This window comes from Gorillibacterium timonense (assembly GCF_001457415.1).
GTDB classification, from domain to species: domain Bacteria; phylum Bacillota; class Bacilli; order Paenibacillales; family NBRC-103111; genus Gorillibacterium; species Gorillibacterium timonense.
Map to the genome: position 1 here is coordinate 1,407,060 of NZ_LN881724.1, position 21,518 is coordinate 1,428,577.

Consider the following 21,518-nt stretch of genomic DNA (forward strand, 5'->3'; position numbering starts at 1 on the left):
TTACACTTGCATCAACAGGATACGAATACACTGAATGGCAAGGAAATGGGGGCCCCGAGATGGGAACAAGTCAAACGCCGGTGCTGGAATCTGCTCGGCCTACCGTATTATCGGCTCACTTGGAACGGTTGGAAGCCGAACATGCAGAGCTGTCGCTGAAGCTTTCGAACTGGTCAAAGGCGGCTCAATGTGCCGATTCGCCGATTGAAGGAGTTTCCCTGGACCGAACAATTTCCAATCTTCGAATAGAAACATCCGTCTTTATGGATGAGCTGGAAGCTCATCTTGCATGGGGGAGAAGCGACTTGTTCCCTCTCATCGGAACGTATGCCGGAGCCGATCTGCTGCCTACCCTTAATCCCTCCTTGTGGGGACTTGATAAAAATTATGAATTAGCCAAGCGTTATGTCACCGCATTCCAGAAGGAGGCGGCAGTAACGGGAGCGAACATCAATAGCCAAGTCGTTCAAGAGCTATCGTCCCATTTGCTGCACGCGGCCGTCATTCTTAAAGATTATTTGGCCATGGAGAAAAACCTGCTGTTTCCGATTGCAGAGGATTTGCTGACAGATCTGGACTATTTGTTCTCCTAATATCGTTAGATACCTCACAGTCAGAAGGGTCGTTAAAGCGGCCTTTTTTTGTGCGGTTTCCATCCTAAACGAGAAGAGCAGGAGAGGCTTTTTGGTCGAAGATGCGTCAGCGAAGGTAAGCTCCATTCTGATACCGACGATGAGTATTTTGCAGGGGCGCATCATCCCGGTTATAATGAACGAAAGCAGACGGCTGCCCACGCAGATCCGTCTCGCCGCAATTCGACAGAATCAGGTGAAACGAATGAGCAGACAAGCCAAGCCCGCTTCCGTGAGAGCGGCCCAAGCTCCCGTCCGCTTTTACAGGAAATATATCTCTCCGCTGAAGCCGCCGAGGTGCCGCTATTATCCGACATGCTCGCAATATGCGCTCGATGCGCTCGAGGAATATGGGGCGGTTCAGGGAATGTGGATGGCGACGAAACGCATCTGCCGCTGTCACCCGTTCCATCCGGGCGGAATCGATCCCGTTCCGCCTAATCCGCGGAAGCGCACAAACCCGGCGGAGGGCAAAGAGCCAAAGGGTTCTTGACAGCTGAAAGAACGGGCGCGTATGATGAAAAGCAGATAAGGCAACAATGAGTCTCAGCGAAGCTTGAGCGATTGAAATTTCATAGCGTCATTCTGTGAAGGGATGAGTAAGGGAAGCGACTGTTGCAGAGAGCCGGAAGAAATGCTGCGAGCCGGTACAGGACAACCCTGAATATGGTCCCGGAGAATTCCTTTTCGAGCAGCCAAACCCTCGGTTCGACCGTGAGGAAAGGACGTTTCCCGCGTTAAGGGACGGTCGCAAGACCGGCAGAGCCCTGTTCTGTGAAGAATGGGGGAACCTGGGTGGTACCACGTGAGCAGAAGCTTTCGTCCCAAGATGGACGAGGGCTTTTTTTATTTTGCTAGATGAAGCATTTGAAGGAGGAACAAGCAGTGAGCGAGTATTCCAAAACCTTTTACCTGACAACCCCGATTTATTATCCGAGCGATAAGCTGCATATCGGCCATGCGTATACGACGGTGGCTGGAGATGCGATGGCGCGCTACAAGCGGCTGCGCGGATACGATGTCATGTTCCTGACTGGAACGGACGAGCACGGACAAAAGATCGAAGAAAAAGCTCGGCAAAAGGGTGTTCATCCCCAAGAATTTGTCGACGGAATCGTCGCGGGCATCAAGTCGCTGTGGGACAAGCTCGACGTTTCGTATGACGACTTCATTCGGACGACTGAAGCGCGGCATAAAGAATCGGTCCAGGCGATCTTTGCCAAATTCCTCAAGCAAGGCGACATTTATAAAGGAGAATACGAGGGCTGGTACAGCATTCCCGATGAAACCTATTATACGGAATCCCAGCTCGCCGATGTCGTCCGCAATGAGAAGGGCGAAGTCGTCGGCGGGAAGAGCCCGGACAGCGGCCACCCGGTTGAGCTTGTCAAGGAAGAGTGCTACTTCTTCCGCATGAGCAAATATGCCGATCGGCTGCTCGAGTACTACGAGGAAAATCCGGAGTTTATCCAGCCGGAAGCGCGCAAAAATGAGATGATCAACAATTTCATCAAGCCGGGACTTGAAGATCTCGCCGTATCCCGCAGCTCGTTCAAGTGGGGCATTCCGGTCCCAGGCGATGAGAATCACGTCATCTATGTCTGGATCGACGCACTCTCCAACTACATCACGGCTCTTGGTTACGGTTCCGACGATCCGCAGAAGTATTACAAGTATTGGCCGGCCGATGTTCACCTCGTCGGCAAGGAAATCGTTCGCTTCCATACGATCTACTGGCCGATCATGTTGATGGCGCTCGGCCTGCCGCTGCCGAAGAAAGTGTTCGGGCACGGCTGGCTGCTCATGAAGGATGGCAAAATGTCCAAGTCCAAAGGCAATGTCGTCGATCCGGTCACGCTGATCGACCGCTACGGGCTGGATGCTCTCCGTTACTACCTGCTGCGGGAAGTGCCCTTCGGTTCTGACGGCACGTTCACCCCGGAGAGCTTTGTCGAACGGGTGAATTATGACCTGGCAAATGACCTCGGCAATCTGTTGAATCGAACGGTGGCGATGATCGACAAGTATTTCGACGGAGTCGTTCCGGCATACGTGCCGAATGCGACGGAGTATGATGCGGAGCTGCTTGCCGTTGCGGAAGCTACTGTCCAGAAGGCTGAGGCAGCGCTTGAGAAGATGGAGTTCTCCGTCGCACTCGCATCCATTTGGACGCTGGTTAGCCGATCCAACAAATACATCGACGAGACGAAGCCTTGGGCGCTTGCCAAGGACGATAGCAAGCGCGCAGAGCTGGGCTCTGTCATGTATGCCCTCGCGGAATCGCTGCGCATCGTGTCCGTGCTCCTGCGGCCGTTTCTTACATCCACTCCGGCGAAGATCTGGGAACAGCTCGGGCTGGAGGAAGAAGCGCGCGAACAAGCGACCTCCTGGGACAGCCTGCAGAGCTTTGGCGGGCTGCCGGCAGGCATCCGCGTGAAGAAGGGGGACCCGATCTTCCCGCGGCTTGATGCCGAGCAGGAGATCGCCGCGATCGCCGGCGCGATGGGCGGAGCTGCCGCGAAGGCGCCAGCCGCGCCGGAGGAAGCGGCGGCGGCCGATGCGAAGCCCGTTGCTCCTGCGGAAGAAGCGAGCCCGGCCAAGGACGAAATCGGCATTGACGATTTCGCCAAGGTCGAGCTTCGCGTCGCGCAGGTGCTGGCGGCGGAGCCGGTGCCGAAGGCCGACAAGCTGCTGAAGCTGCAGCTTGACCTCGGCACCGAGCAGCGGCAGGTCGTATCCGGCATCGCGAAGTACTACAAGCCGGAGGAGCTGGTCGGCCGCAAGGTCATCTGCGTGGTCAACCTGAAGCCGGTGAAGCTGCGCGGCGAGCTGTCGCGCGGCATGATTCTGGCGGCTTCGGTAGGCGACCAGCTGACCCTCGCAACAGTTCCCGACGACATGCCGAACGGAGCTATCGTGAAATAACAGACAGATAGGAACAGGCTGCTCTCTAAGTAGGATTAATCTACTTAGAGGAGCAGCCTTTCCTGTCTGTCATGCAAAGTGCCGGTTTCGTAGGCGATTCTCCGTTTCGTGATGAATGGGGTTTTACATAGACTACTTTCATCTGATTCTTCATGAAGAAAGGAGAAGCCTATGAAAATTCGAGTATCGGGAATTGTAACGAATTCCGGAAAAGAGGAGGATTCCCATTCCCATCGACTCCAGATCACTTCTTGGGGGGGAGTTCCCGTTCATGTCCATGCTTTCGGCGGGGTAACCTCGGTGGAAGACGGGCATGCTCATGAATACGGGAGCTTGACCGCTCCCGCTCCGACAGGCGTGCCTCATGTCCACGAGTACCGGACGGTGACTTCGCTGGATAACGGTCATACCCATCTCATCACAGGGACAACAGGGCCGGCCATTGATCTTCTCGGCGGCGGACACTATCACTTATTTGAAGGCTATACGACGATCAATGGACGTTATCCTCACACGCATAAGTATTGCGGCCGGACAGGGCTTTAAAGCTTCGTAGAAGAGCGAGTGCGAGTCTCTCTTCAATATTATTATAAGGTTGAGGCAGATGATGCTTTTCAATCCCTTCCGAGCAGTCCTCGTTTACGGCTTGGAAGCCATCGGATAAGCGGTTCCCGAATAGGGCGAGACCGCCGGAGCCGAATACGTCATAGGTGCTTGCGCCGCGGAAGCCGGCATTTCGTGCTCCAGGAACATTTTGTGACAGTACATCTTATCAAGGCGCGGAATATTGACGGTGCTGCCTGCGGTCAGAGCATGAGGGTTTTGAATGTGCGGATTCATCGCTTCCAGAATGGGCTCAGGGCAATTGTACATGTGGGCCAAGGTTGCAAAGGATTCTCCATCCTGACTTTGGTGCGGCATGAAATACATCCCGTCTCGGTCCTCTTCTCCCCGGAAAAACGGAAAAAAGAACGGAGAAAGGAAGAAAAACGGGAAGAAGCGGCGGCGAGGAAAAAAGAAGGGATGAAAAAACGGCGGGAAGAACGGCCCGTGCCCGAACCCTCCGCCTGGTCCAAATCCGCCCGGTCCAAAGCCTCCGCCTGGTCCAAATCCTACACCCGGTCCAAAGCTTCCGCCTGGTCCAAATCCGCCTGGCCCAAAGCCTCCGCCGGGAAACATTTGACGATCCATAAAAAAACCTCCTTCATAAAGTTGGCGTTCTGCTGTACCGTGCCCATGCTCACGAACAAGCGAAGTATAAGTCTAATCGCCTGTCAGCTTTATCTGATTCCGCAGTTTGCGTCTTGGAGAGCATGGGCTTGATAACGGCTCATCACGTCATGGTCTCCCATACCATATGTGCGAATGCCCAAATCCGTAACTCCTACTGGGCATACGCCTAGGGCGTGTTTTCAAACCGAATTTCGGACGGTTGGACATGAAGATTTCACCTGGTATGCTTGGCGATACGAGGAAATAGGGTGAGCATCAAGCTGCCCCCATCAAGCAATCCCTTGTCACTTACGACATTCGGGATTGCTTTTTTTGTCGAGAGATTTGACACGTTTTCACGGAACTCTTATAATTCTACTGTAAATCGTTATGATTACGGTTAAGAGAAAGGGAATCGAATGAAAGAGCAGCGCTTCAAGAAACGGTGGGCGGCTAGCCTCTTGGCGGTCGTGATGATCGCTATGATGCTCGCGGGCTGTACCGCGGGATCTCCCAAATTGGCTAAAGATAAACTGAATATAACGGCTAGCATTTATCCCCTGGCCGATTTTGCCGCCAAGATCGGCGGAGAACATGCGAATGTCATCACTATCGTTCCTTCGGGCGTAGAACCGCATGACTGGTCGCCCAAGCTTCGGGATATCAGCATCATGGCTCGTTCCCAGCTTTTGCTCTATCAAGGAGGAGGCTTGGAGGCGTGGGTGACAGATTTTCTGGAAAGCCTGCCTTCTGATTCGCCTCTCCTGACGTTGGAGGTCAGCCAAGGCTTGGCTGTTCACCATGAGGAGGCGGAAGAAGAGGAACATGAGGAGCATGCCACAGAGCCGCATGGCCATGAGGAGAATGAAGTGGACCCTCATACGTGGCTCAGTCCGGCTCTAGCTAAGCAGATGGCGGAAAAAATCAAGGAAGCCATGATCGCCGCCGACCCGGCAAATCAAGCCGATTACGAAGCCAATTACAAAGCGCTTGCCACCCGCTTTGACGAGCTGGAAGCTCATTACCGGGCGGAGCTTGAGCCTTTGCCGCGCAAAGACATTATCGTTCAGCATGCCGCATTCGGGTACCTGAGCCGGGAATTCGGATTGACGCAACGGGCGATCATGGGTCTTTCTCCCGATGCGGAGCCAACGGCGAGAGAGATGAAGGCGGTCAAAGAATTTGTCAAAGAGAACGGCGTCCGTTATATTTTCTTTGAGGAGCTCGTATCGGATAAGCTGGCGAAGACGCTGGCGAAGGAGACCGGGGTGCAAACGCTCGTGCTTAGCCCGATTGAAGGGCGCACACCGGAGCAGGAACAGGCCGGGGATGATTATTTCTCGCTCATGGAGCGGAATTTGGAGCATCTCGTCCAAGCCTTGCAATAATGAGAGTCAGAGCGTGTTTGCAATCACGCGCTAGAAGGAGCTTAAAACATGGGTGCAGCATTTCTAAATCAAGCGGAACGGGTATTGTGCCACGATCCGATCCTTTCGTTGGAGGATGTTTCGTTCTCCTATGAAGGAATGAAAGTGATCGATCACCTTAATTTTATCGCCCAGGAGCGGGACTTTGTCGGGCTGGCGGGTTCCAATGGGGCGGGAAAATCGACCTTGCTCAAAATGATTGTCGGCCTTCTGAAGCCGGAATCCGGACGTATCCGGTTATTTGGTACGCCTCTGGATGATTTCCGGGACTGGCAGAGGGTCGGTTATGTCCCGCAGAAGTCGAACTTCAATCCGCTGTTCCCGGCCACCGTCAGCGAGGTCGTTACCTCGGGCCTTTATAACCGCAACACGATGTTCAAGCGCAACGGAGCTTCCGAATCCCGAAAATGCACAGCGGCCCTCGAAGCCTTAGACATTACATCGCTAGCCGACCGCAAGATCGGCCAGCTGTCGGGCGGCCAACAGCAGCGCGTCTTTCTCGCCAGGGCGCTTGTCGGGAGCCCGGAGCTGTTGATCCTTGATGAACCGACAGTGGGGGTCGATGTGGAGACCCAGGAATCGTTCTTTCATCTCTTGACTCATCTTCATCAGCATCACCACCTGACCTTTCTCATGGTTACCCATGACCGGGAGATGCTTTCGTCCATTCTTGGCGACGATCCGGCCAGCACATCGGGAAAACTCAAATTCTTTGTCAAACACACGCACGCCCCTGAGGATTGTGACGTGAAGGACCTGTCGCATGGGGGAGGCAATCGCTAAATGGACATTTTACTGGATTCATTCTTTCAACGGGCGCTCGCCGGGGGTGTGCTCATCGGATTGACGGCCCCGCTCATCGGGATTTTTCTCGTGCTGAGAAGGCTGTCCATGATCGGAGATACATTGTCCCATGTCTCGATCGCAGGGGTTGCGCTCGGTATGCTCATCAACGTCTATCCGCTTGGCATGGGCCTTGTCTTCGCGTTGGCCGCATCCTTCGCCATCGAGAAGCTGCGTAAGGAGTACAAGACCTACGCCGAGCTGTCTATCGCTATCATCATGTCGGCGGGCATCGCTCTTGCCACCCTGTTCTTTTCGCTGGGCAAGGGCTTTAATATCAGCGTATCCGGTTATCTGTTCGGTAACATCTATACGCTGGACCGCCTCGATCTCATCCTGGTGGGTGCGGTGACCGTCTTGACCGTCCTGTTCGTCACTCTGAACTACAAAGAGATGTTCCTGCTCTTCTTCGATGAGGAAGCCGCCGCAGTAAGCGGACTGCCGATACGGTTCTACAATGTCGCGGTGACGATGCTGACGGCGCTCGTCATCAGCGTGGCAATCAAGATCGTGGGAGCTCTGCTCGTCTCCTCTCTCGTCACCATCCCGGTTGCAGCGAGCCTGCGTCTGGCCAAGAGCTTTAAGCATTCGGTCATTCTTGCGGTGGTCTTCTCGGAGCTTGCTGTTGTCCTAGGACTCGTCCTGGCTGCTCTGTTCAATCTGGCTCCCGGCGCATCGGTCGTTCTGCTCCTGATCGTCTTCCTCTTGGGTACCTTTCTGATCAAAGGAAAAATCCGGGTGTAACGCCCGGATCGGCTGCTTCCGGCTGTTTCAGGTAAAATAATCGATTGTGGCATCCGGAAATTTCTCTTGGATGTGGGTGTATAGAAAGTCCTTAAGCAGCCCGGCCTGCTCATCCGGGTAAACATATTTGCCTTGACCCCAACGACCCCATTTGTACTTGCGGGTCTCTTCCTGCATGTCCAGCTTGGTCTTCGGATAGCGCTTCAGGATGACGTTCTTGGCTGTCTTCGTATAGCGATGCTGGATCAGCTCGAAGCTGAGCGTCTTATAGATGCTTCTTGGAATGGCGCGACTGAGCTTCTCAAGCAGCTCATGATACCCGTCCTGCCAGCCTTCGTACCAGATGATCGGCGCGATGATGAAGCCGAGCGGATACCCCGCTTCCGCGATCTTGCCAGCCGCTTCGATCCGCTCCTGAAAGCGGGAAGTGCCCGGCTCGAAGTTCTTGATCACGTAATCGGAGTTTACGCTGAAACGGATGCGGGTGTGGTTGTTATGCTTGAGCCCGAGCAGCGGCTCCACATGATGGAATTTGGTCACGAACCGCAGACGTCCATATTCCTGGTCCGCCATGAATGCGATCAGCTCGGCCAAGGAGCCAGAGATATGCTCGAGTCCGACCGGATCGGAGGTGCAAGCCGCCTCGAAACGAGTGATCTCGGGCACCCGCTCGGCAATATAACCCGCCGCGGCTTCCAAGATTTGATCCGTATTCACGTAGATTCGGACATAAGGCTTGGCACCGAGCGTTGTCTGCAGGTAGCAATAATGGCAGTGAGCCATACAGCCGGTTGCGATGGGGATCGCGTATTCCGCTGATGGCTTCGAAGTGTCGAATTTTAGCGTCTTGCGCACTCCGACAACAAGGGTCCTCTTGGCAATCCGGTATTTAGCTAGCTCGGTGTCGCCCGGAAGATCGGTGATCCGGTTATGCGAGGTCGTCATGTGGATCGGCAGACCGTGGGCGTTGGCCCAGTCGCGAATTTTTTTGCCCTTGGGATACAGAAGTGCATCCGGTTCGAAATAAACCAATTCAGGGAGAAAGACGCCAGTTTCGGTTGAGGAGCGAATGAGTTCGGCGGTCGTCGACATGGAAGGCGGCTCCTTTCGAATGCGGAACTCTTCGTAGCATCTGCCGAGGACCGATCGTTGAAACGTGGGAAAAGCTGTCCGTCAAGCGAGGAGCTTGGCGGTTTTTTGTGTGGAATCTTGTTTAATCGACCGATTGGATGTTACCGATAGCTCGAAGTGTGAAAACGGTCCGCTGAGCTGGGAAAATGGTCTTATGTTCGCTTACGGATCTCCGCAAACGAGCATCCGCCTTCTCACACGGATAGGCCTTTTTATTTGCTAGAATGTAAGCGTTAACAATCATAGAGGATGGGAGATACCCTTATGGAACTGCCTTCGGAAGGAGTCGTTCGTACGGTGGAGCCAGATCGACGACCGCGAAGAAAAATGCAAAACAAATACAAGCTTTTTTTCATGGCGCTTCCTTTTTTTCTGATCACGTTCATCTTTTACTATCTGCCAATATCCGGATGGATTTACGCCTTCTATGATTTCATCCCTGGCATTCCGCTTTCGGACACCCCGTTCGTCGGCTTGCAGTGGTTCAAGTCGATGGTGGCCAATCCCACGCAAACTGCAGAAGTACTGCGAGTGCTTAAGAATACGTTGGCGATGAGCTCGCTCGGGCTGATAACCTCGGTCTTTCCCGTCGTGTTTGCGATCCTGCTGTCCGAAATCCGATCGGGCTGGTACCGCAAGCTGGTTCAAACCTTGACCACCATTCCAAATTTCATCAGCTGGATTCTCGTCTACGCACTCGCTTTTTCCTTGTTCTCCGTTGACAGCGGCGTCGTAACCAACATTCTGTCCCGTTTGGGAATTGTGCCGGAAGGCTACAACTTTCTTGCTTCCGACAGCTACATCTGGCTGAAGATGATCATCTGGTATTGGTGGAAATCGCTCGGCTGGGGCGCCATTCTGTATCTCGCCGCCATCGCTGGCATCGATCAGGATCTGTACGAAGCGGCGGAGACGGACGGTGCGAGCCGATTCCGCAAAATCTGGCATATCACGATTCCGGGTTTGATGCCGACGTTCTTTGTCCTGCTTCTCTTGTCGATCGGGAACTTCGTCAACAACGGTATGGAGCAGTACTTCGCTTTCCAGAACGCCATGAACAAGGATTCGATCGAAGTGCTCGACCTGTACGTGTACAATATTGCGTTTGCTAATAATTTTCCGTTCGCCACGGCGGTCAGCATGCTCAAATCGCTCGTCAGCGTCTTTCTCTTGTTCATGGCTAACGGGCTGTCCAAGCTGATTCGCGGCGAATCCATCATTTAAGGAGCGGGAGGATAACGATGCGTACACGATTCTCAAAGGGAGATTTCCTTTTTCAGGCGTGCCTCTATCTGCTCTTCGGGTTGTTCACCCTCAGCTGCCTGTATCCCTTTTATTATTTGTTCATCAACACGATCAGCGCTAACGACCTGAGCTCGGCAGGCGAAATCAAGTTCTACCCGCGCGGCATTCACTTCGGCAATTACATCAAGGTGCTGTCCATCAGCGGGCTCAGCCATGCGGCCCTCGTCTCGGTGTACCGGACGGTGTGCGGAACTTTGCTCACGGTAGGGTCATCCGCCTTCCTGGGGTATCTCTTTACCAAGAAAGAAATGTGGGCGCGCACATTCGGCTACCGGTTTATTGTGATCACGATGTATTTCAGCGCCGGGCTGATCCCGTGGTACATCACGATGAACAATCTTCATCTGACCAACAATTACTTGGCGTATATCCTGCCGACGATCATCACGCCTTTCAATATTATTCTGGTCAAAACCTTTATCGAAGCGATTCCACCTTCGCTGGAGGAATCCGCCGCGATCGACGGAGCCGGATACCTGCGCTGCTTCTGGAGCATCATCGTCCCTTTGGTTACGCCGATTCTGGCGACCATTACGATTTTCTCGGCGGTCAATCAGTGGAATTCGTTCGTTGATACCGCGTTCCTGATGACGGATAACAAGTATTTCACTCTGCAATTTCTACTGTGGCGGTACTTGAACGAATCGAGCTCGCTCGCTGCCTTGATTCGCAGCTCGCCCGATATGGCTGCGAGCATCCAGAACATGCAGACGCCGACATCCGTCCGCATGACGGTCACGATGATCGTCGTTATGCCGATTCTGATTGTGTATCCTTTCTTTCAGCGCTTTTTCGTCAAGGGCATCATGATCGGCGCCGTGAAAGGATGACCGTTTTCGGGTTTCTCTCCGCCATCCGGCGGGGTTGATCCATAAGCAGGAACTATAAATTATGGGAGGCAAAGAGCGATGAAAGGTAAACGGATATCCCTTATTCTGCTGGCTGTTATGATGGTTTTCGTCATGGCCGCATGCAGCAAAGGAGAAAAGAAAGGTGACACCCCTTCCGCCAAACCGGAGGGAACGGCTTCCGCCGCTGCAACGAGCACTGTCGCTTCGCCCGCTGCTACGGATGAAGGGAAGCTGGATCACACCAAGCCGTTGAAGCTGACCGTCTTCTCAACAACGGCCAACTATGCGGGACCGCAAACCGGATGGTTCGGCAAGATTCTCAAAGACAAGTTCAACATCGAACTGGATATTGTCGCATCCAATCTCACCGGCGGTGATACGAAGATAGCTGCCATGATGGCTTCAGGTGACCTGGGAGACATCATCATCTTCGGAGACGACAAAAACCATTATCCCAATGCGATCAAAGGGAATCTGCTGCTTGATTGGACCAAAGACGGCCTCTTGGACAAGTATGGCACCGAGATCGTCAAGTCATTCCCGAAAGCGGTGGAGAAAGCGAAGGTGGCGTTCGGCAGTGGATCGGCCATCTATGGCATCGGCAACAGCGTAGCCACGAACCCGACCGGGCCTTCCGAGGGCAAGGATATGACCTGGGGACCGGATCTCCGTTGGGATTTGTATCAAAAAGCCGGAGCGCCTGAAATCAACTCCGTTGAAGACTACCTGACGGTGTTGAAGAAAATGCAGGAGCTTGAGCCGAAGAACGAACAGGGCAAGAAGACGTATGCGTTCTCCCTGTGGTCCGACTGGGACGGCAACTACAAGATGACGCTCGCCAAGCAATTTGCCAACATGTTCGGCTATGACGAAATTCCCGATACCGCCGTCTATGTAAAGGCCGATGAAGAAAAGTACTATGATTTCCTCTCGGAAGAAAGCTGGTACATGAAATCGCTGAAGCTGTATTTCGAAGCGAATCAAATGGGACTCTTGGATCCTGATTCCTTGACGCAGAAATTCGACGATGTCGTTGCCAAATACAAGGAAGGCCGCCTGCTCTTCTCCTGGTTCCCGTGGCTTGGAGCCGCCAACTACAATACGGCGGAGCGCACGGCGGAAGGTAAAGGCTTTGCGCTTGTGCCCTTCAAGAATGAGCTGATGTATTCCACCGGCTTCAATGTATACGGAGGCAACGGGATTATCGCCATCGGCGCTAAGGCGAAGGAACCGGCTCGGATCATGGAATTCATCAACTGGATGTATACGCCGGAAGGCGCGATGATTTCCGCAGGCAGCGGGACCGCCGTCCCCAATGGACCGAAAGGGCTTACCTGGGATATCGATGCCAACGGCAAACCGGTTGTAACGGAGTTTGGCTGGAAGGCATATGCCGATCAGCAGGGCACGAAGATCCCCGAAGAATATGGCGGTGGAGATTACTACTACGGCTCCAACCAGATGAACTTCTCCTTTGTCGTGCCGGCCATGCAGAACCCCGAGACGAGCGAGCCGTACGACCACAACCTGTGGAAGACGACCTTGGAACGCAATCCCTCCAAGCTTGACAGCTCTTGGAGAGAGAAGATGGGCGTGCTCACGGCGAAGGAATATTTTGAGAAGAACAACCTGCTTGCCGTCGCTCCGCAAGGATTTACCGGTAAAGAGCCGCTCACGATGGACAAAACGCTGGAGCAGAAGAACAAACAGATCGGGACGGTCATTCAGCAAATGTCCTGGAAGATGGTGTTCGCGAAGAACCAGGCCGAATTCGATAAGCTGAACAAAGAAATGCACGATAAGGTCAACGGTCTGGGTTATGCCGAAGTGCTCGATTTCTCGATCAAAAAAGCGCAGGAGCTGTTCGAAGCGCGCAAGAGTGTGAAATAGAGCAGCAGCATAACGGATCGAACGCGATAACGATGAATTCAGGCAGAACGGCAGCCGGCTGTTCTGCCTGATTCTATCCGTCACAAGCTCGTATGAAACCGGATTCCATTCCGGATTCTTTGTGTTATTCTGGAACTAGTACAGTGTAATAGAGACTGGATGTTGCCGCATAAGGGAGTAGAACGATATGCTTGCAAAGCGAAAAGGGCCGGGGGCGCTTGGTTCAAGGGTCAAGTCGCTCCGAAAGATACTGGTGCTTTATTTGCTGGCGGGGGCACTGCTCCCCTTGCTGATTGTCGGATTCGTCGCTTATTATTCGATCGATTCGATCCTGACCGGCAAGATCGCGAGCGGGATCAATGCCAGCTTGCAGCAGCAGGCGTACCGGTTGGAAAATGCATTCGACAATCTGGATTACGCCTCCAAGCAATTTGCGCTGGACGGCCAGATCGTAGAAGAGATGTCCACTTATCTGCAGGAGAAGCAGATTTATCGGAAATCACAGCTGATGACCTCGATCAACGAGAAAATCAACCTCGTCAATTTCACAAATCCCTACATCGGGTTGACGGCCTATCTCGAACCGGACAGCGAGGACCCGGTGCTGTTTACGAGCCTCAGCGCACGCAGGGATTTCAAGCTGGATCATTTGCCGCTGTTTATGCACTACAATGGAGCGGATTATTACGGGCCTCATCCAACCCTTTATTCGGTCGGGGACAACCTGGTTCTGTCGGAGAGGCGAATGGTGAAAGTGGGCGGATCGCATCCCTTATACATCTACTTGGAGACGAATTACGGTCTTCTGCGCCGGGTTTTCGACCAGAAGAGCTATGGCATGAAGATGCAGCATCTGCTCGTGAACGAGAGCGGTGACAATGTCCATGTCATTGAAGGAGAGCTACCTGACGGCGTTATCCGCGCAGCCGCCAAACCTTCAAAGAACGTGCATGAGGAACTGCAAGGGTACCATCTCTTCCGATACACAAGTCCGCAGGGCTGGCAGCTGATAGCGGTGGTCAAACGGTCCGTGTTTAATAGCGAAATCTACTCCTGGATCTATAAAGTGCTCGTGCTGGCTCTGCTCACTCTCCTCTTCGCGGGGATATTGGCGGGCCTCGTCTGGAGGCGGATCTACGGTCCCCTGCGCAAGCTGAATCTCGAAATCAACCGTATGGCGGAAAATGTAACCGCTCCCGTAGCCCTCACCCAAGTGGAGGAATTCGATTTCGTCCTGCGAAACTTTCAGCAGATGAAGGAGCAGGTGAACGAGCTCATTCAAGCCGTCGCCCGCAACGAGAAACAGAAAAGCCAGTTCGAAGTCGAGAAGCTGCTGAGCCAGATCAACCCCCATTTCTTGCATAACACACTGAACACCGTCCAATGGCTGGCCCGCCTCAATGGGCAAAAGGATATCGACCGGCTCGTGACGCTGCTCGTGAAGGTTCTGCATTACAATCTCGGCAAGAACAGCTTGATCGTCACAATTAGCGAAGAGATCGAAGCCATCCGCAATTATATGGAGCTACAGCGGATTCGGTACGATTACGAATTCGAGTTCTACGTGGAAGCGGATGAAGAGGTGTTAGCGTCCGCCGTGCCGCGATTCCTGCTTCAGCCGTTAGTTGAGAACTCGATCTACCACGGGATGAGTGACAATGGGAAGGTTGAGGTCCGCATCACCAAGCACGGTGGGAATGCGATCATGCTCGTGGTGAGCGACAATGGAGCCGGAATGAATGAGGAAGAAATTGCGGCGCTTCTGCGAGGACCTTCAACCGAGAAGAAGGGCTTGGGGATCGGATTTTCCTATGTGTACCGGATGCTTCAAACCTATTACGGAGACCTGATGAAGCTGGAAATTCAAAGCAAGCCCGAGCATGGCACAACCGTAACCATTGTGATTCCCCGCAAGAGGAAGGAGGATTTCGATGATCAAAGCGGCGGTAGTAGATGATGAACGACTTGTACGCAAAGGGTTTATCTCCTTCATCGACTGGGCTGCCTTCGGAGTTGTCATCGTGGGAGAAGCCGGCGACGGGAGAGAAGCCTTGAAGCTGCTGGAGAGCCAGGACATCGATTTGCTCTTCGTGGACATTTCCATGCCCGGCATGTCTGGCTTTGAGCTGATCCGGCATATCCGGCTGCTCTATCCGCATACCCGGTCGGTCGTGCTGACCTGCCACCATGAGTTTGACTATGTTCAGGAGGCGCTGCGGCTAGGAGCGGTCGATTATATCGTCAAGACGCTGCTTGAGGCGGAAAATGCCGATGAAACGATCGGCCGTCTGGTCGAGCGGTTGAAATGGGAAGACAGCATTCGCCATACATCTCCTCGCGGAGAAGCCGAACGAATCACGACGGACAAAGCGCTGGTATTCGCTTCGCTCTCTCCCGATGAGGGCGTGGAGAAGCTGATCCGACTTGCCTTCATGAAAAACATATCGATTCTGACATTAGGAGACATGTGGATTTCCCCGCTGAATCCATCCTTCTCGCTCGAGGAAGCCCGCCGGGAGCTTCAGGCTGCCCATTACGGACAATGGCTGGTTGCGCAGATCTCCGGTCTTCGAAATGTGGCGTTCCGAGAGTTGGAGGAGGAGTGTGCAGCAAAGCTGCGCCAAGCGGTTTTTTACAGCTTGGACGGACATGCCGCGATCTCTTGTCTTCCTTATACGGAGCTGAAGAGTACGGCTTCAGAAGCAGCGAAGCCCTCGTGTGCGGATGCTTTGGAAGGCGTGCAGGAGCTGCGCTGGACGCTTGATCAAACGGAGTGGGAGAAGCTGATGACCAGCTTCCATCAGCAGAAGCCACATTACACCCGTTTCTCGGCCTGCGGGCGGCAGCTCTTGCAGGTCTGGAGCCCCTTTCTACTGCAGCCAGATGAGCAGCTGTCTCTGGAGCAAGGCCTATCCGAGAACCGAAGCTTGCGGCAATGGAAGAACTGGCTGCGAGGCTTTGCGGACATCTCTGCTCGCAGAATGATCGAACTCGGCTTCACCAAGGAAGTCATGACTTGCATGTTCCGCGCAGTTCGGTATATGGCGGAGTATGCTGGCCAAAAAATCAATCAGAACGATGTCGCCACCTCCATCGGAATGAGCCGCGGGTATTTCAGCCATTGTTATGCGAGGTTCGCCGGAATCCCCTTCGGGGAAAGCTTACGCAATATGCGCATAGAGCGCGCCAAACGATGGTTGAAGGAAACGGATCTGGCGGTCGGAGAAGTGGCGTTTCGCTCAGGATTTGAGGATGAACGCTATTTCAGCAGGCTGTTCCGGGAACGCATTGGAGTGCTCCCCAGTGAATATCGAGCCGGGAGGGATAATCATCGTGAGAAACCGTAAGCGAGGCTTGCTTCTCCTGCTCGTAGCCTTGGGCTTGACCGCGTGCCGCGAAACGGGAACCGAGACTAGCGCGAAGCGGCCGGCAGAGACGGAGTCCCTGGCCGAGGTCGCCGCTTATAGCAAGCTAAGCAAACCGATTACGATGCGAATCGGCTTCAAGATCCCCGACTCTCGGCTTGAAGCCGGAGACAGCAACGACAACAATCCGATTACGAACTATTTGGAGGGCATCACCAACATCAAGGTGATCCATTATTGGGAAGCCAAAGGCGATGATCCGTATTTCCAAAGAGTCGATATGGCCATCGACAGCAACGATCTGCCAGACGCTCTGGTCGTGAACCAGGAGCAGCTTCAACGCCTGATCGATAATGAAATGATTGAGGATCTGACGGCAATCTTCGAGGAATATGGCTCCAAGCTCATCAAGGAGATGTACAGCTCCACCGAAGGCGATGCCGAGCGGGACGCTTCCCGAAACGGTAAGCTGTATGGGCTGCCCAACGTGGCCCTGAAGGCGGATTCCGCAATCCTGCTGTGGGTGCGCGAGGATTGGCTCTCCAAGCTGGGTCTGCGTCCACCCGAGACCTTGGATGAGATCGAGGCGATCGCGAAGGCGTTCGTGGAACGAGACCCGGATGGGAACGGCAAGCGCGATACGGTGGGGATCGGCGGCTACCGGAATATCGTTTATGGCCAGAAGCCGAATGTGAATGGGTTTGATTCTATATTTCACGCCTTCGGAGCTTACCCGGGCAATTGGATCCGCAACAAGGAGGGCGAGATCGTATACGGCTCGACTACGGCGGAAGCCAAGCAGGCGCTCGGCAGGCTCGCGGATTGGTACAAGCGCGGGTTGATCGATCCTGATTTTCCGCTCTATCAGGAAACGCAGGAACCGATTCTGACAAGCCGGACAGGGATGTTCTTCGGTCCTTGGTGGATGCCGTATTATCCGCTGTCTGAGGCAGTAAGGAGAGGCACGACCGCGGAATGGCGCGCTTATGCCGTGCCTCTGAATGCAAGCGGGCAATTTGAGGTCCATCTTGCGTCAGCAACCGATCGTTATTTGGTGGTGCGCAAGGGTTATGAGCATCCGGAGGCGGTGGTAAAGCTCGTTAACGCCTTTACGCGGCTCGAGCGAAGACAGGACCCCAATACAGCCGAAGTGCGGAAGCTGGAAGACTTCTCCGCACAGACCGGCATTCAGCTGCGCACGTATTATCCGTTCGATCTGCTGATCGATGATGCCGGAGCCATCGAGAAAAATTATGCCGAGCTTCAGCAAGCCCTGCACGGGAAGGCTGACCCCGAGCTGCTGACCCCGGATAGCCGATTGATTTACAATCAATGGATCAGGGAGGAAGAGCAGCCCAAGAAGGACATGGAAGGCTGGAAGGCGGCCAATGCTTACAAATACGGGGTCGGGGTGCTTGCGAGAACCCCCAGCATCCAATCCAAAAGCGTCTTCTACGGAGTGACCGATACGATGCGCACCAAGTGGAAGTCGCTGCAAAGGATGGAGAACGAAACCTTTCTGAAGATCGTCGTAGGCGATTCTCCCATGAGCGAATTCGACACCTTTGTGTCGGAATGGAAAAGGCACGGCGGGGAGCAAATCACAGAAGAAGTGAAGCGAGCGGTAGGTCGTCCGTGAGCAGGCGTCAGGATGCCCATTCGCATGTGTGGCGGCCCTCGGTCGATCAACTGGGAAAAGACGGTACGGTTGTTGCGTTGTCCGTCATATTCTTTTATGATGAAGAGGGTTGATTCGAAGGGGGAACACACGCATGGTGGCCACACCGAGTATGGAAGATTACTTGGAACGTATCTATAAGCTCATCGATGAAAAGGGCTATGCCCGGGTCTCGGATATCGCGGAAGGACTCGACGTCCATCCCTCATCCGTTACCAAGATGATTCAAAAGCTGGACAAGGATGACTACCTTGTCTACGAGAAATACCGGGGGCTGATCCTCACCTCCAAGGGCAAGAAAATGGGCAAGCGGCTGATGGATCGACATAAGCTCCTGGAGAGCTTCCTCACCGTGATCGGCGTCAAGGAAGAGAACATCTATCCCGATGTAGAGGGGATCGAGCATCACCTGAGCTGGGAATCCATCACCTGCATCGAGAATCTGGTCGATTACTTCACATCTAACCCCACCCGGTTGGAAGAGCTGATGCATCAACTGCACGGTGACGCGGAAACGGAATCCGCCGCCGAATAATCCAATAAGAACGAGCCAAAGACGGGATATCCCGTCTTTTTTTGTATGGGGGTGCCCCGAGTGCGTATTCTCTAGCCGGTAAAAGACCGGACGCGGGAGTGACCAAGTCCTCGTGTAGTTAGGGTTCCTGCGTACGGCGAGATCTGGGCGTAGAAGCATACTGACGAAAGTACCTGTCAGACAGGGCGAGTAACCGACCAGGCTGTAATCCTCAAATTGGTCGGGCAAATGCTCGAAGCCGGATACAGGGAAGGTGGAAAGAAATTCGCGACACCTCAAGTAATCGCAGTTATAAGGTAGAATGGTTAGTTTCTGAAGCAGAGGCTGTGAAGCAATTGACAAATCTATTTAAATCAAAGAATATCGATATTATTGTAAAATACTTCCCTGAGTAAAGGTTAGGAGTTGTATATGAAAATTTTAAAAGAAGACGAAGTAAGACAGTTTATTTCTGATGAAAAACTGAGACAGTATTACAATGAAAATATTGAAGATGCCCACTTGAATGAGTTGTTATCACGCTATTCTTTTTTTAAGAAAAATGCTAACTCAATACCTTTGGACAAACCGAGTATTTATTATAGTATTTATTTTTGGTTCGTACAGTTTAAAGAACGCTATTTTGAATTACATGGGCATGACGAAGGAATCGAGCAAGAAGGCTTTAAATTATTAGAAGAGATAGATATTGAGCTTGAAGATGGAGTAGACTGGGCTGTGATTGAAAAAATAGAAAATAAGTCTATTTAACTGTTGAGAATGCACATTTATAACCTAAATAACGCTCTATTCATTCAAACAATTTTTCAATGCTTCATAAACATACATATCATTTTGGCGTATTGTCTCGAAAATTAGCACAATTTTATTTCTTACTTCTGGTGTTCGAAAAGGTTCAACAAATTCTTCTTTAAAATCGAAGCCATCACCCGAAGTTCTCCAAACTTTCCAACACTGCCTATGTGTATCATGGAAATATCGGTCAACTATTCCTTTAAATTGCCAATAACTTTCTGGAATTTCTGATTTACAGTATTTAATAAAATGATTTCCAATTGCTCCGGCTGTATATACTCGACATTCTGGGAGTCCACCGCCCATTCCTCTAACAATATCATATGCTCTTAAAAGACTTTGACTATCAGCCTTTTCAAAATAATCATCATCTTTCAGCAATTTAATGAATGCATCATGGGCTTTAAATCCACAATAAAGTTTTTCAGTACCGTTCATTTCCATTATAGACAACCAATAAGGAACAAAGTCCATCACAGATAACGGTTCTTTGTTTTTACCCTCAATAACAACAAGCTGTTTTATAGATTTATACCAATTTTCTTTGTAAAACATTCCGTTTTCACAAAAACCATCTGCTGGATTATTGTCAAGCATGAACTCATCAGGTATCCAATTACAAACAGGATGGTATCCTACTATAGTTTCAGTTTTGCTATTATATCCAGATATGATACTCCACAACCGGCCAACCACTTTTTCCGCTAATAATGGTATTTCATTGTTAATAGAGGTTTGAATGTAATTGAACATTTCATCTTTATTTTCACCATTATTTTTTATGATTTTGAAGTTATATCCTAAAAACTTCATTGTGTATTTTATATAATCATCATTTGGTAAAGCGTCAGGATAATAATTGGCATATTTTTTATTTGGATTATAAAGCCATTCGTTGTCAAAAGTATGGAGAAAACCTATTCCACTTGCGGCTAAGCATAAAGACATAGAGTTTATTAAATTCTTACTCTTGGTTTCATCACTTGCTTTGCTCTTCTTAATCTTCATGTCAACGCAAGCACACATTGCAGGGAATGTCATAGGAATAGGTTGGTCTATACGGAATGTACTGGGGATAATATCTTCTATAATTTTTGTGTTTATAGTATTTAACATTACTAAATCCTCCATTTTTAACGGCGGACACGTAAGTTGTATTGTTTTTTCATTAACCCATTGTGCTCTGCCGTTTATTAGAGACCTTTTGCTCTACGCAAATATGTTGAATTTTGTTCTACATTATTTTCATCTAATACAATTATGTTTTTTTCGATGGGTTCATCCCCCTTGTAATAAAATTCATACTTTTCTGTTTGTTTTAATGGGTCTCGTATCGAAAAGTAGGTACTCCTAGCGAAAATTAAATACATGAATGCACATCAAGTTTTCCTTCATGTTTATGATTGACAATAATTTTAACAAGTTTGTTTTCTTTTCTATTGCCTGACCATCATTTTTTTGACCCCATTCTTCTATGATGTTGTTTAAAATGCCTTCCAATTGGAATTCACCACACATGAGCATCAACCAAATTGTATCTGATCATTTCACGATATACCTTAATATTCCTATTGTTGAAATCATATTCATAATAAAGCAATATTGCAAGCTTCGCTATCACTCACACAAGCTAGAATAAAAAGTGGACACGCCATAATTGACTGCAGCTAATGAAACCAACGGAGGTGTGTTCACATGGGCGAACAGCGGCAATGATACAACGAGGAATTCAAAAAGCAGACGGTGCGGTTCATTCAGGAGCAAACAAAAACAGTCGCGGATCTTGCAGAAGAACTCAACATTCCTAGGGGTACCCTGCACCAATGGATGGGCCAGTACCGGGAACTGAAGTATGAACCGGCAGCCAGCGGCGACCGCGTACGCGAAATGGAAGCAAAAGTGAGGGAAATGAACCGACAACTTCAAGAGAAAGAGCAAAAGCTCGCGGACGTGGAAGAAGAGCTCGCCATCGTAAAAAGCAGTGCACATCTTCAGCAAACCAAAGAACTGAGATTCCGGTTTATTGAGGATCATCGCTCCGCTGAAGAGCCCGGTGAGGGAGATCCATACACCAGATTCTGTGGGGATTCGGGCCACCGGTTGGGTGTCAATCTACCCAGAGAGCTGGTTTATCAGCCCTTTACTCCAGCATATGGACATTCCCCTAAATCATAAGGTTGAAATA

19 protein-coding genes are annotated in these 21,518 nt (G+C 51.5%); 16 read left to right on the forward strand and 3 right to left on the reverse strand.

What is annotated here, in order from left to right; all coding sequences use genetic code 11:
- The first annotated feature begins 59 nt into the window (after positions 1-59).
- From BN2684_RS18940 to BN2684_RS18955, 4 genes are all read left to right on the forward strand, one after another.
- Positions 60-593, forward strand: a complete 534-nt coding sequence (locus BN2684_RS18940; protein WP_058303680.1) for a hypothetical protein — start codon at positions 60-62, stop codon at positions 591-593.
- Between the two features lie 91 nt (positions 594-684).
- Complete coding sequence (yidD, locus tag BN2684_RS18945; RefSeq protein ID WP_392389019.1) at positions 685-1,125, forward strand: membrane protein insertion efficiency factor YidD; 441 nt, start codon at positions 685-687, stop codon at positions 1,123-1,125.
- Positions 1,126-1,490: 365 nt separating this feature from the next.
- The gene (gene metG / locus BN2684_RS18950) at positions 1,491-3,557 is read left to right on the forward strand and encodes a methionine--tRNA ligase (RefSeq protein ID WP_058303681.1); all 2,067 of its coding nucleotides are present in this window, start codon (positions 1,491-1,493) and stop codon (positions 3,555-3,557) included.
- Positions 3,558-3,728: 171 nt separating this feature from the next.
- Positions 3,729-4,103: a YmaF family protein gene (locus tag BN2684_RS18955; protein WP_058303682.1), complete on the forward strand. Its 375-nt coding sequence runs from the start codon at positions 3,729-3,731 to the stop codon at positions 4,101-4,103.
- Positions 4,104-4,196: 93 nt separating this feature from the next.
- Here BN2684_RS18955 and BN2684_RS18960 read toward each other — a convergent pair whose 3' ends face one another.
- Complete coding sequence (locus BN2684_RS18960; RefSeq protein ID WP_187385783.1) at positions 4,197-4,748, reverse strand: hypothetical protein; 552 nt, start codon at positions 4,746-4,748, stop codon at positions 4,197-4,199.
- Between the two features lie 440 nt (positions 4,749-5,188).
- On the opposite strand from BN2684_RS18960, the gene BN2684_RS18965 reads away from it, so the two are divergent.
- The 3 genes from BN2684_RS18965 to BN2684_RS18975 are packed head-to-tail and all read left to right on the forward strand — an operon-like array spanning position 5,189 to position 7,783.
- Positions 5,189-6,157 carry a metal ABC transporter substrate-binding protein gene (locus tag BN2684_RS18965; protein WP_058303683.1) on the forward strand — a complete coding sequence of 323 codons (969 nt, stop codon included), beginning with the start codon at positions 5,189-5,191 and terminating at the stop codon, positions 6,155-6,157.
- A 48-nt stretch (positions 6,158-6,205) separates the two neighbouring features.
- Positions 6,206-6,979 carry a metal ABC transporter ATP-binding protein gene (locus BN2684_RS18970; RefSeq protein ID WP_058303684.1) on the forward strand — a complete coding sequence of 258 codons (774 nt, stop codon included), beginning with the start codon at positions 6,206-6,208 and terminating at the stop codon, positions 6,977-6,979.
- Positions 6,980-7,783: a metal ABC transporter permease gene (locus BN2684_RS18975; RefSeq protein WP_058303685.1), complete on the forward strand. Its 804-nt coding sequence runs from the start codon at positions 6,980-6,982 to the stop codon at positions 7,781-7,783.
- Between the two features lie 27 nt (positions 7,784-7,810).
- Here the strand turns inward: BN2684_RS18975 and splB are convergent, their stop codons facing one another.
- Positions 7,811-8,875, reverse strand: a complete 1,065-nt coding sequence (gene splB, locus BN2684_RS18980) for a spore photoproduct lyase (protein WP_058303686.1) — start codon at positions 8,873-8,875, stop codon at positions 7,811-7,813.
- Positions 8,876-9,178: 303 nt separating this feature from the next.
- Here splB and BN2684_RS18985 point away from each other — a divergent pair, with 303 nt between their 5' ends.
- The 8 genes from BN2684_RS18985 (at position 9,179) to BN2684_RS19020 (ending at position 19,288) form a co-directional block, all read left to right on the forward strand.
- Positions 9,179-10,138, forward strand: a complete 960-nt coding sequence (locus tag BN2684_RS18985; protein ID WP_058303687.1) for an ABC transporter permease — start codon at positions 9,179-9,181, stop codon at positions 10,136-10,138.
- Between the two features lie 17 nt (positions 10,139-10,155).
- Positions 10,156-11,049 carry a carbohydrate ABC transporter permease gene (locus BN2684_RS18990; protein WP_058303688.1) on the forward strand — a complete coding sequence of 298 codons (894 nt, stop codon included), beginning with the start codon at positions 10,156-10,158 and terminating at the stop codon, positions 11,047-11,049.
- A 78-nt stretch (positions 11,050-11,127) separates the two neighbouring features.
- Positions 11,128-12,960 (forward strand): type 2 periplasmic-binding domain-containing protein, encoded by a 1,833-nt coding sequence (locus BN2684_RS18995; protein WP_058303689.1) that lies wholly within the window; start codon positions 11,128-11,130, stop codon positions 12,958-12,960.
- A gap of 187 nt (positions 12,961-13,147) precedes the next feature.
- A complete protein-coding gene (locus tag BN2684_RS19000; RefSeq protein ID WP_058303690.1) occupies positions 13,148-14,917 on the forward strand; it encodes a sensor histidine kinase in 1,770 nt (589 codons plus the stop codon).
- Positions 14,892-16,307: a response regulator transcription factor gene (locus BN2684_RS19005; RefSeq protein ID WP_058303691.1), complete on the forward strand. Its 1,416-nt coding sequence runs from the start codon at positions 14,892-14,894 to the stop codon at positions 16,305-16,307. The genes BN2684_RS19000 and BN2684_RS19005 overlap by 26 nt, the downstream gene beginning before the upstream one ends.
- Positions 16,294-17,964 carry an extracellular solute-binding protein gene (locus tag BN2684_RS19010; protein WP_058303692.1) on the forward strand — a complete coding sequence of 557 codons (1,671 nt, stop codon included), beginning with the start codon at positions 16,294-16,296 and terminating at the stop codon, positions 17,962-17,964. The genes BN2684_RS19005 and BN2684_RS19010 overlap by 14 nt, the downstream gene beginning before the upstream one ends.
- 136 nt (positions 17,965-18,100) lie before the next feature.
- Positions 18,101-18,538: a transcriptional regulator MntR gene (gene mntR, locus BN2684_RS19015; protein WP_058304630.1), complete on the forward strand. Its 438-nt coding sequence runs from the start codon at positions 18,101-18,103 to the stop codon at positions 18,536-18,538.
- Between the two features lie 411 nt (positions 18,539-18,949).
- Positions 18,950-19,288 (forward strand): hypothetical protein, encoded by a 339-nt coding sequence (locus tag BN2684_RS19020; RefSeq protein WP_058303693.1) that lies wholly within the window; start codon positions 18,950-18,952, stop codon positions 19,286-19,288.
- Positions 19,289-19,324: 36 nt separating this feature from the next.
- On the opposite strand, the gene BN2684_RS19025 is transcribed toward BN2684_RS19020, so the two are convergent.
- On the reverse strand, positions 19,325-20,449 hold the full coding sequence (locus BN2684_RS19025) for a hypothetical protein (protein ID WP_058303694.1): 1,125 nt from the start codon (positions 20,447-20,449) through the stop codon (positions 19,325-19,327).
- Between the two features lie 627 nt (positions 20,450-21,076).
- Between BN2684_RS19025 and BN2684_RS25085 the strand changes: the two genes are divergently transcribed.
- Positions 21,077-21,508, forward strand: coding sequence for a transposase (locus BN2684_RS25085; RefSeq protein WP_234340274.1), 432 nt, complete (start codon positions 21,077-21,079; stop codon positions 21,506-21,508).
- Positions 21,509-21,518 lie beyond the last annotated feature (10 nt).

Coding starts and splice junctions, on each gene's coding strand:
- BN2684_RS18940 (WP_058303680.1), top strand. CDS start 60: ATGGGAACAAGTCAAACGCCGGTGCTGGAATCTGCTCGGCCTACCGTA.
- metG (WP_058303681.1), top strand. CDS start 1,491: ATGAAGCATTTGAAGGAGGAACAAGCAGTGAGCGAGTATTCCAAAACC.
- BN2684_RS18955 (WP_058303682.1), top strand. CDS start 3,729: ATGAAAATTCGAGTATCGGGAATTGTAACGAATTCCGGAAAAGAGGAG.
- BN2684_RS18960 (WP_187385783.1), bottom strand. CDS start 4,748: ATGGATCGTCAAATGTTTCCCGGCGGAGGCTTTGGGCCAGGCGGATTT.
- BN2684_RS18965 (WP_058303683.1), top strand. CDS start 5,189: ATGAAAGAGCAGCGCTTCAAGAAACGGTGGGCGGCTAGCCTCTTGGCG.
- BN2684_RS18970 (WP_058303684.1), top strand. CDS start 6,206: ATGGGTGCAGCATTTCTAAATCAAGCGGAACGGGTATTGTGCCACGAT.
- BN2684_RS18975 (WP_058303685.1), top strand. CDS start 6,980: ATGGACATTTTACTGGATTCATTCTTTCAACGGGCGCTCGCCGGGGGT.
- splB (WP_058303686.1), bottom strand. CDS start 8,875: ATGTCGACGACCGCCGAACTCATTCGCTCCTCAACCGAAACTGGCGTC.
- BN2684_RS18985 (WP_058303687.1), top strand. CDS start 9,179: ATGGAACTGCCTTCGGAAGGAGTCGTTCGTACGGTGGAGCCAGATCGA.
- BN2684_RS18990 (WP_058303688.1), top strand. CDS start 10,156: ATGCGTACACGATTCTCAAAGGGAGATTTCCTTTTTCAGGCGTGCCTC.
- BN2684_RS18995 (WP_058303689.1), top strand. CDS start 11,128: ATGAAAGGTAAACGGATATCCCTTATTCTGCTGGCTGTTATGATGGTT.
- BN2684_RS19000 (WP_058303690.1), top strand. CDS start 13,148: ATGCTTGCAAAGCGAAAAGGGCCGGGGGCGCTTGGTTCAAGGGTCAAG.
- BN2684_RS19005 (WP_058303691.1), top strand. CDS start 14,892: ATGATCAAAGCGGCGGTAGTAGATGATGAACGACTTGTACGCAAAGGG.
- BN2684_RS19020 (WP_058303693.1), top strand. CDS start 18,950: ATGAAAATTTTAAAAGAAGACGAAGTAAGACAGTTTATTTCTGATGAA.
- BN2684_RS19025 (WP_058303694.1), bottom strand. CDS start 20,449: ATGTTAAATACTATAAACACAAAAATTATAGAAGATATTATCCCCAGT.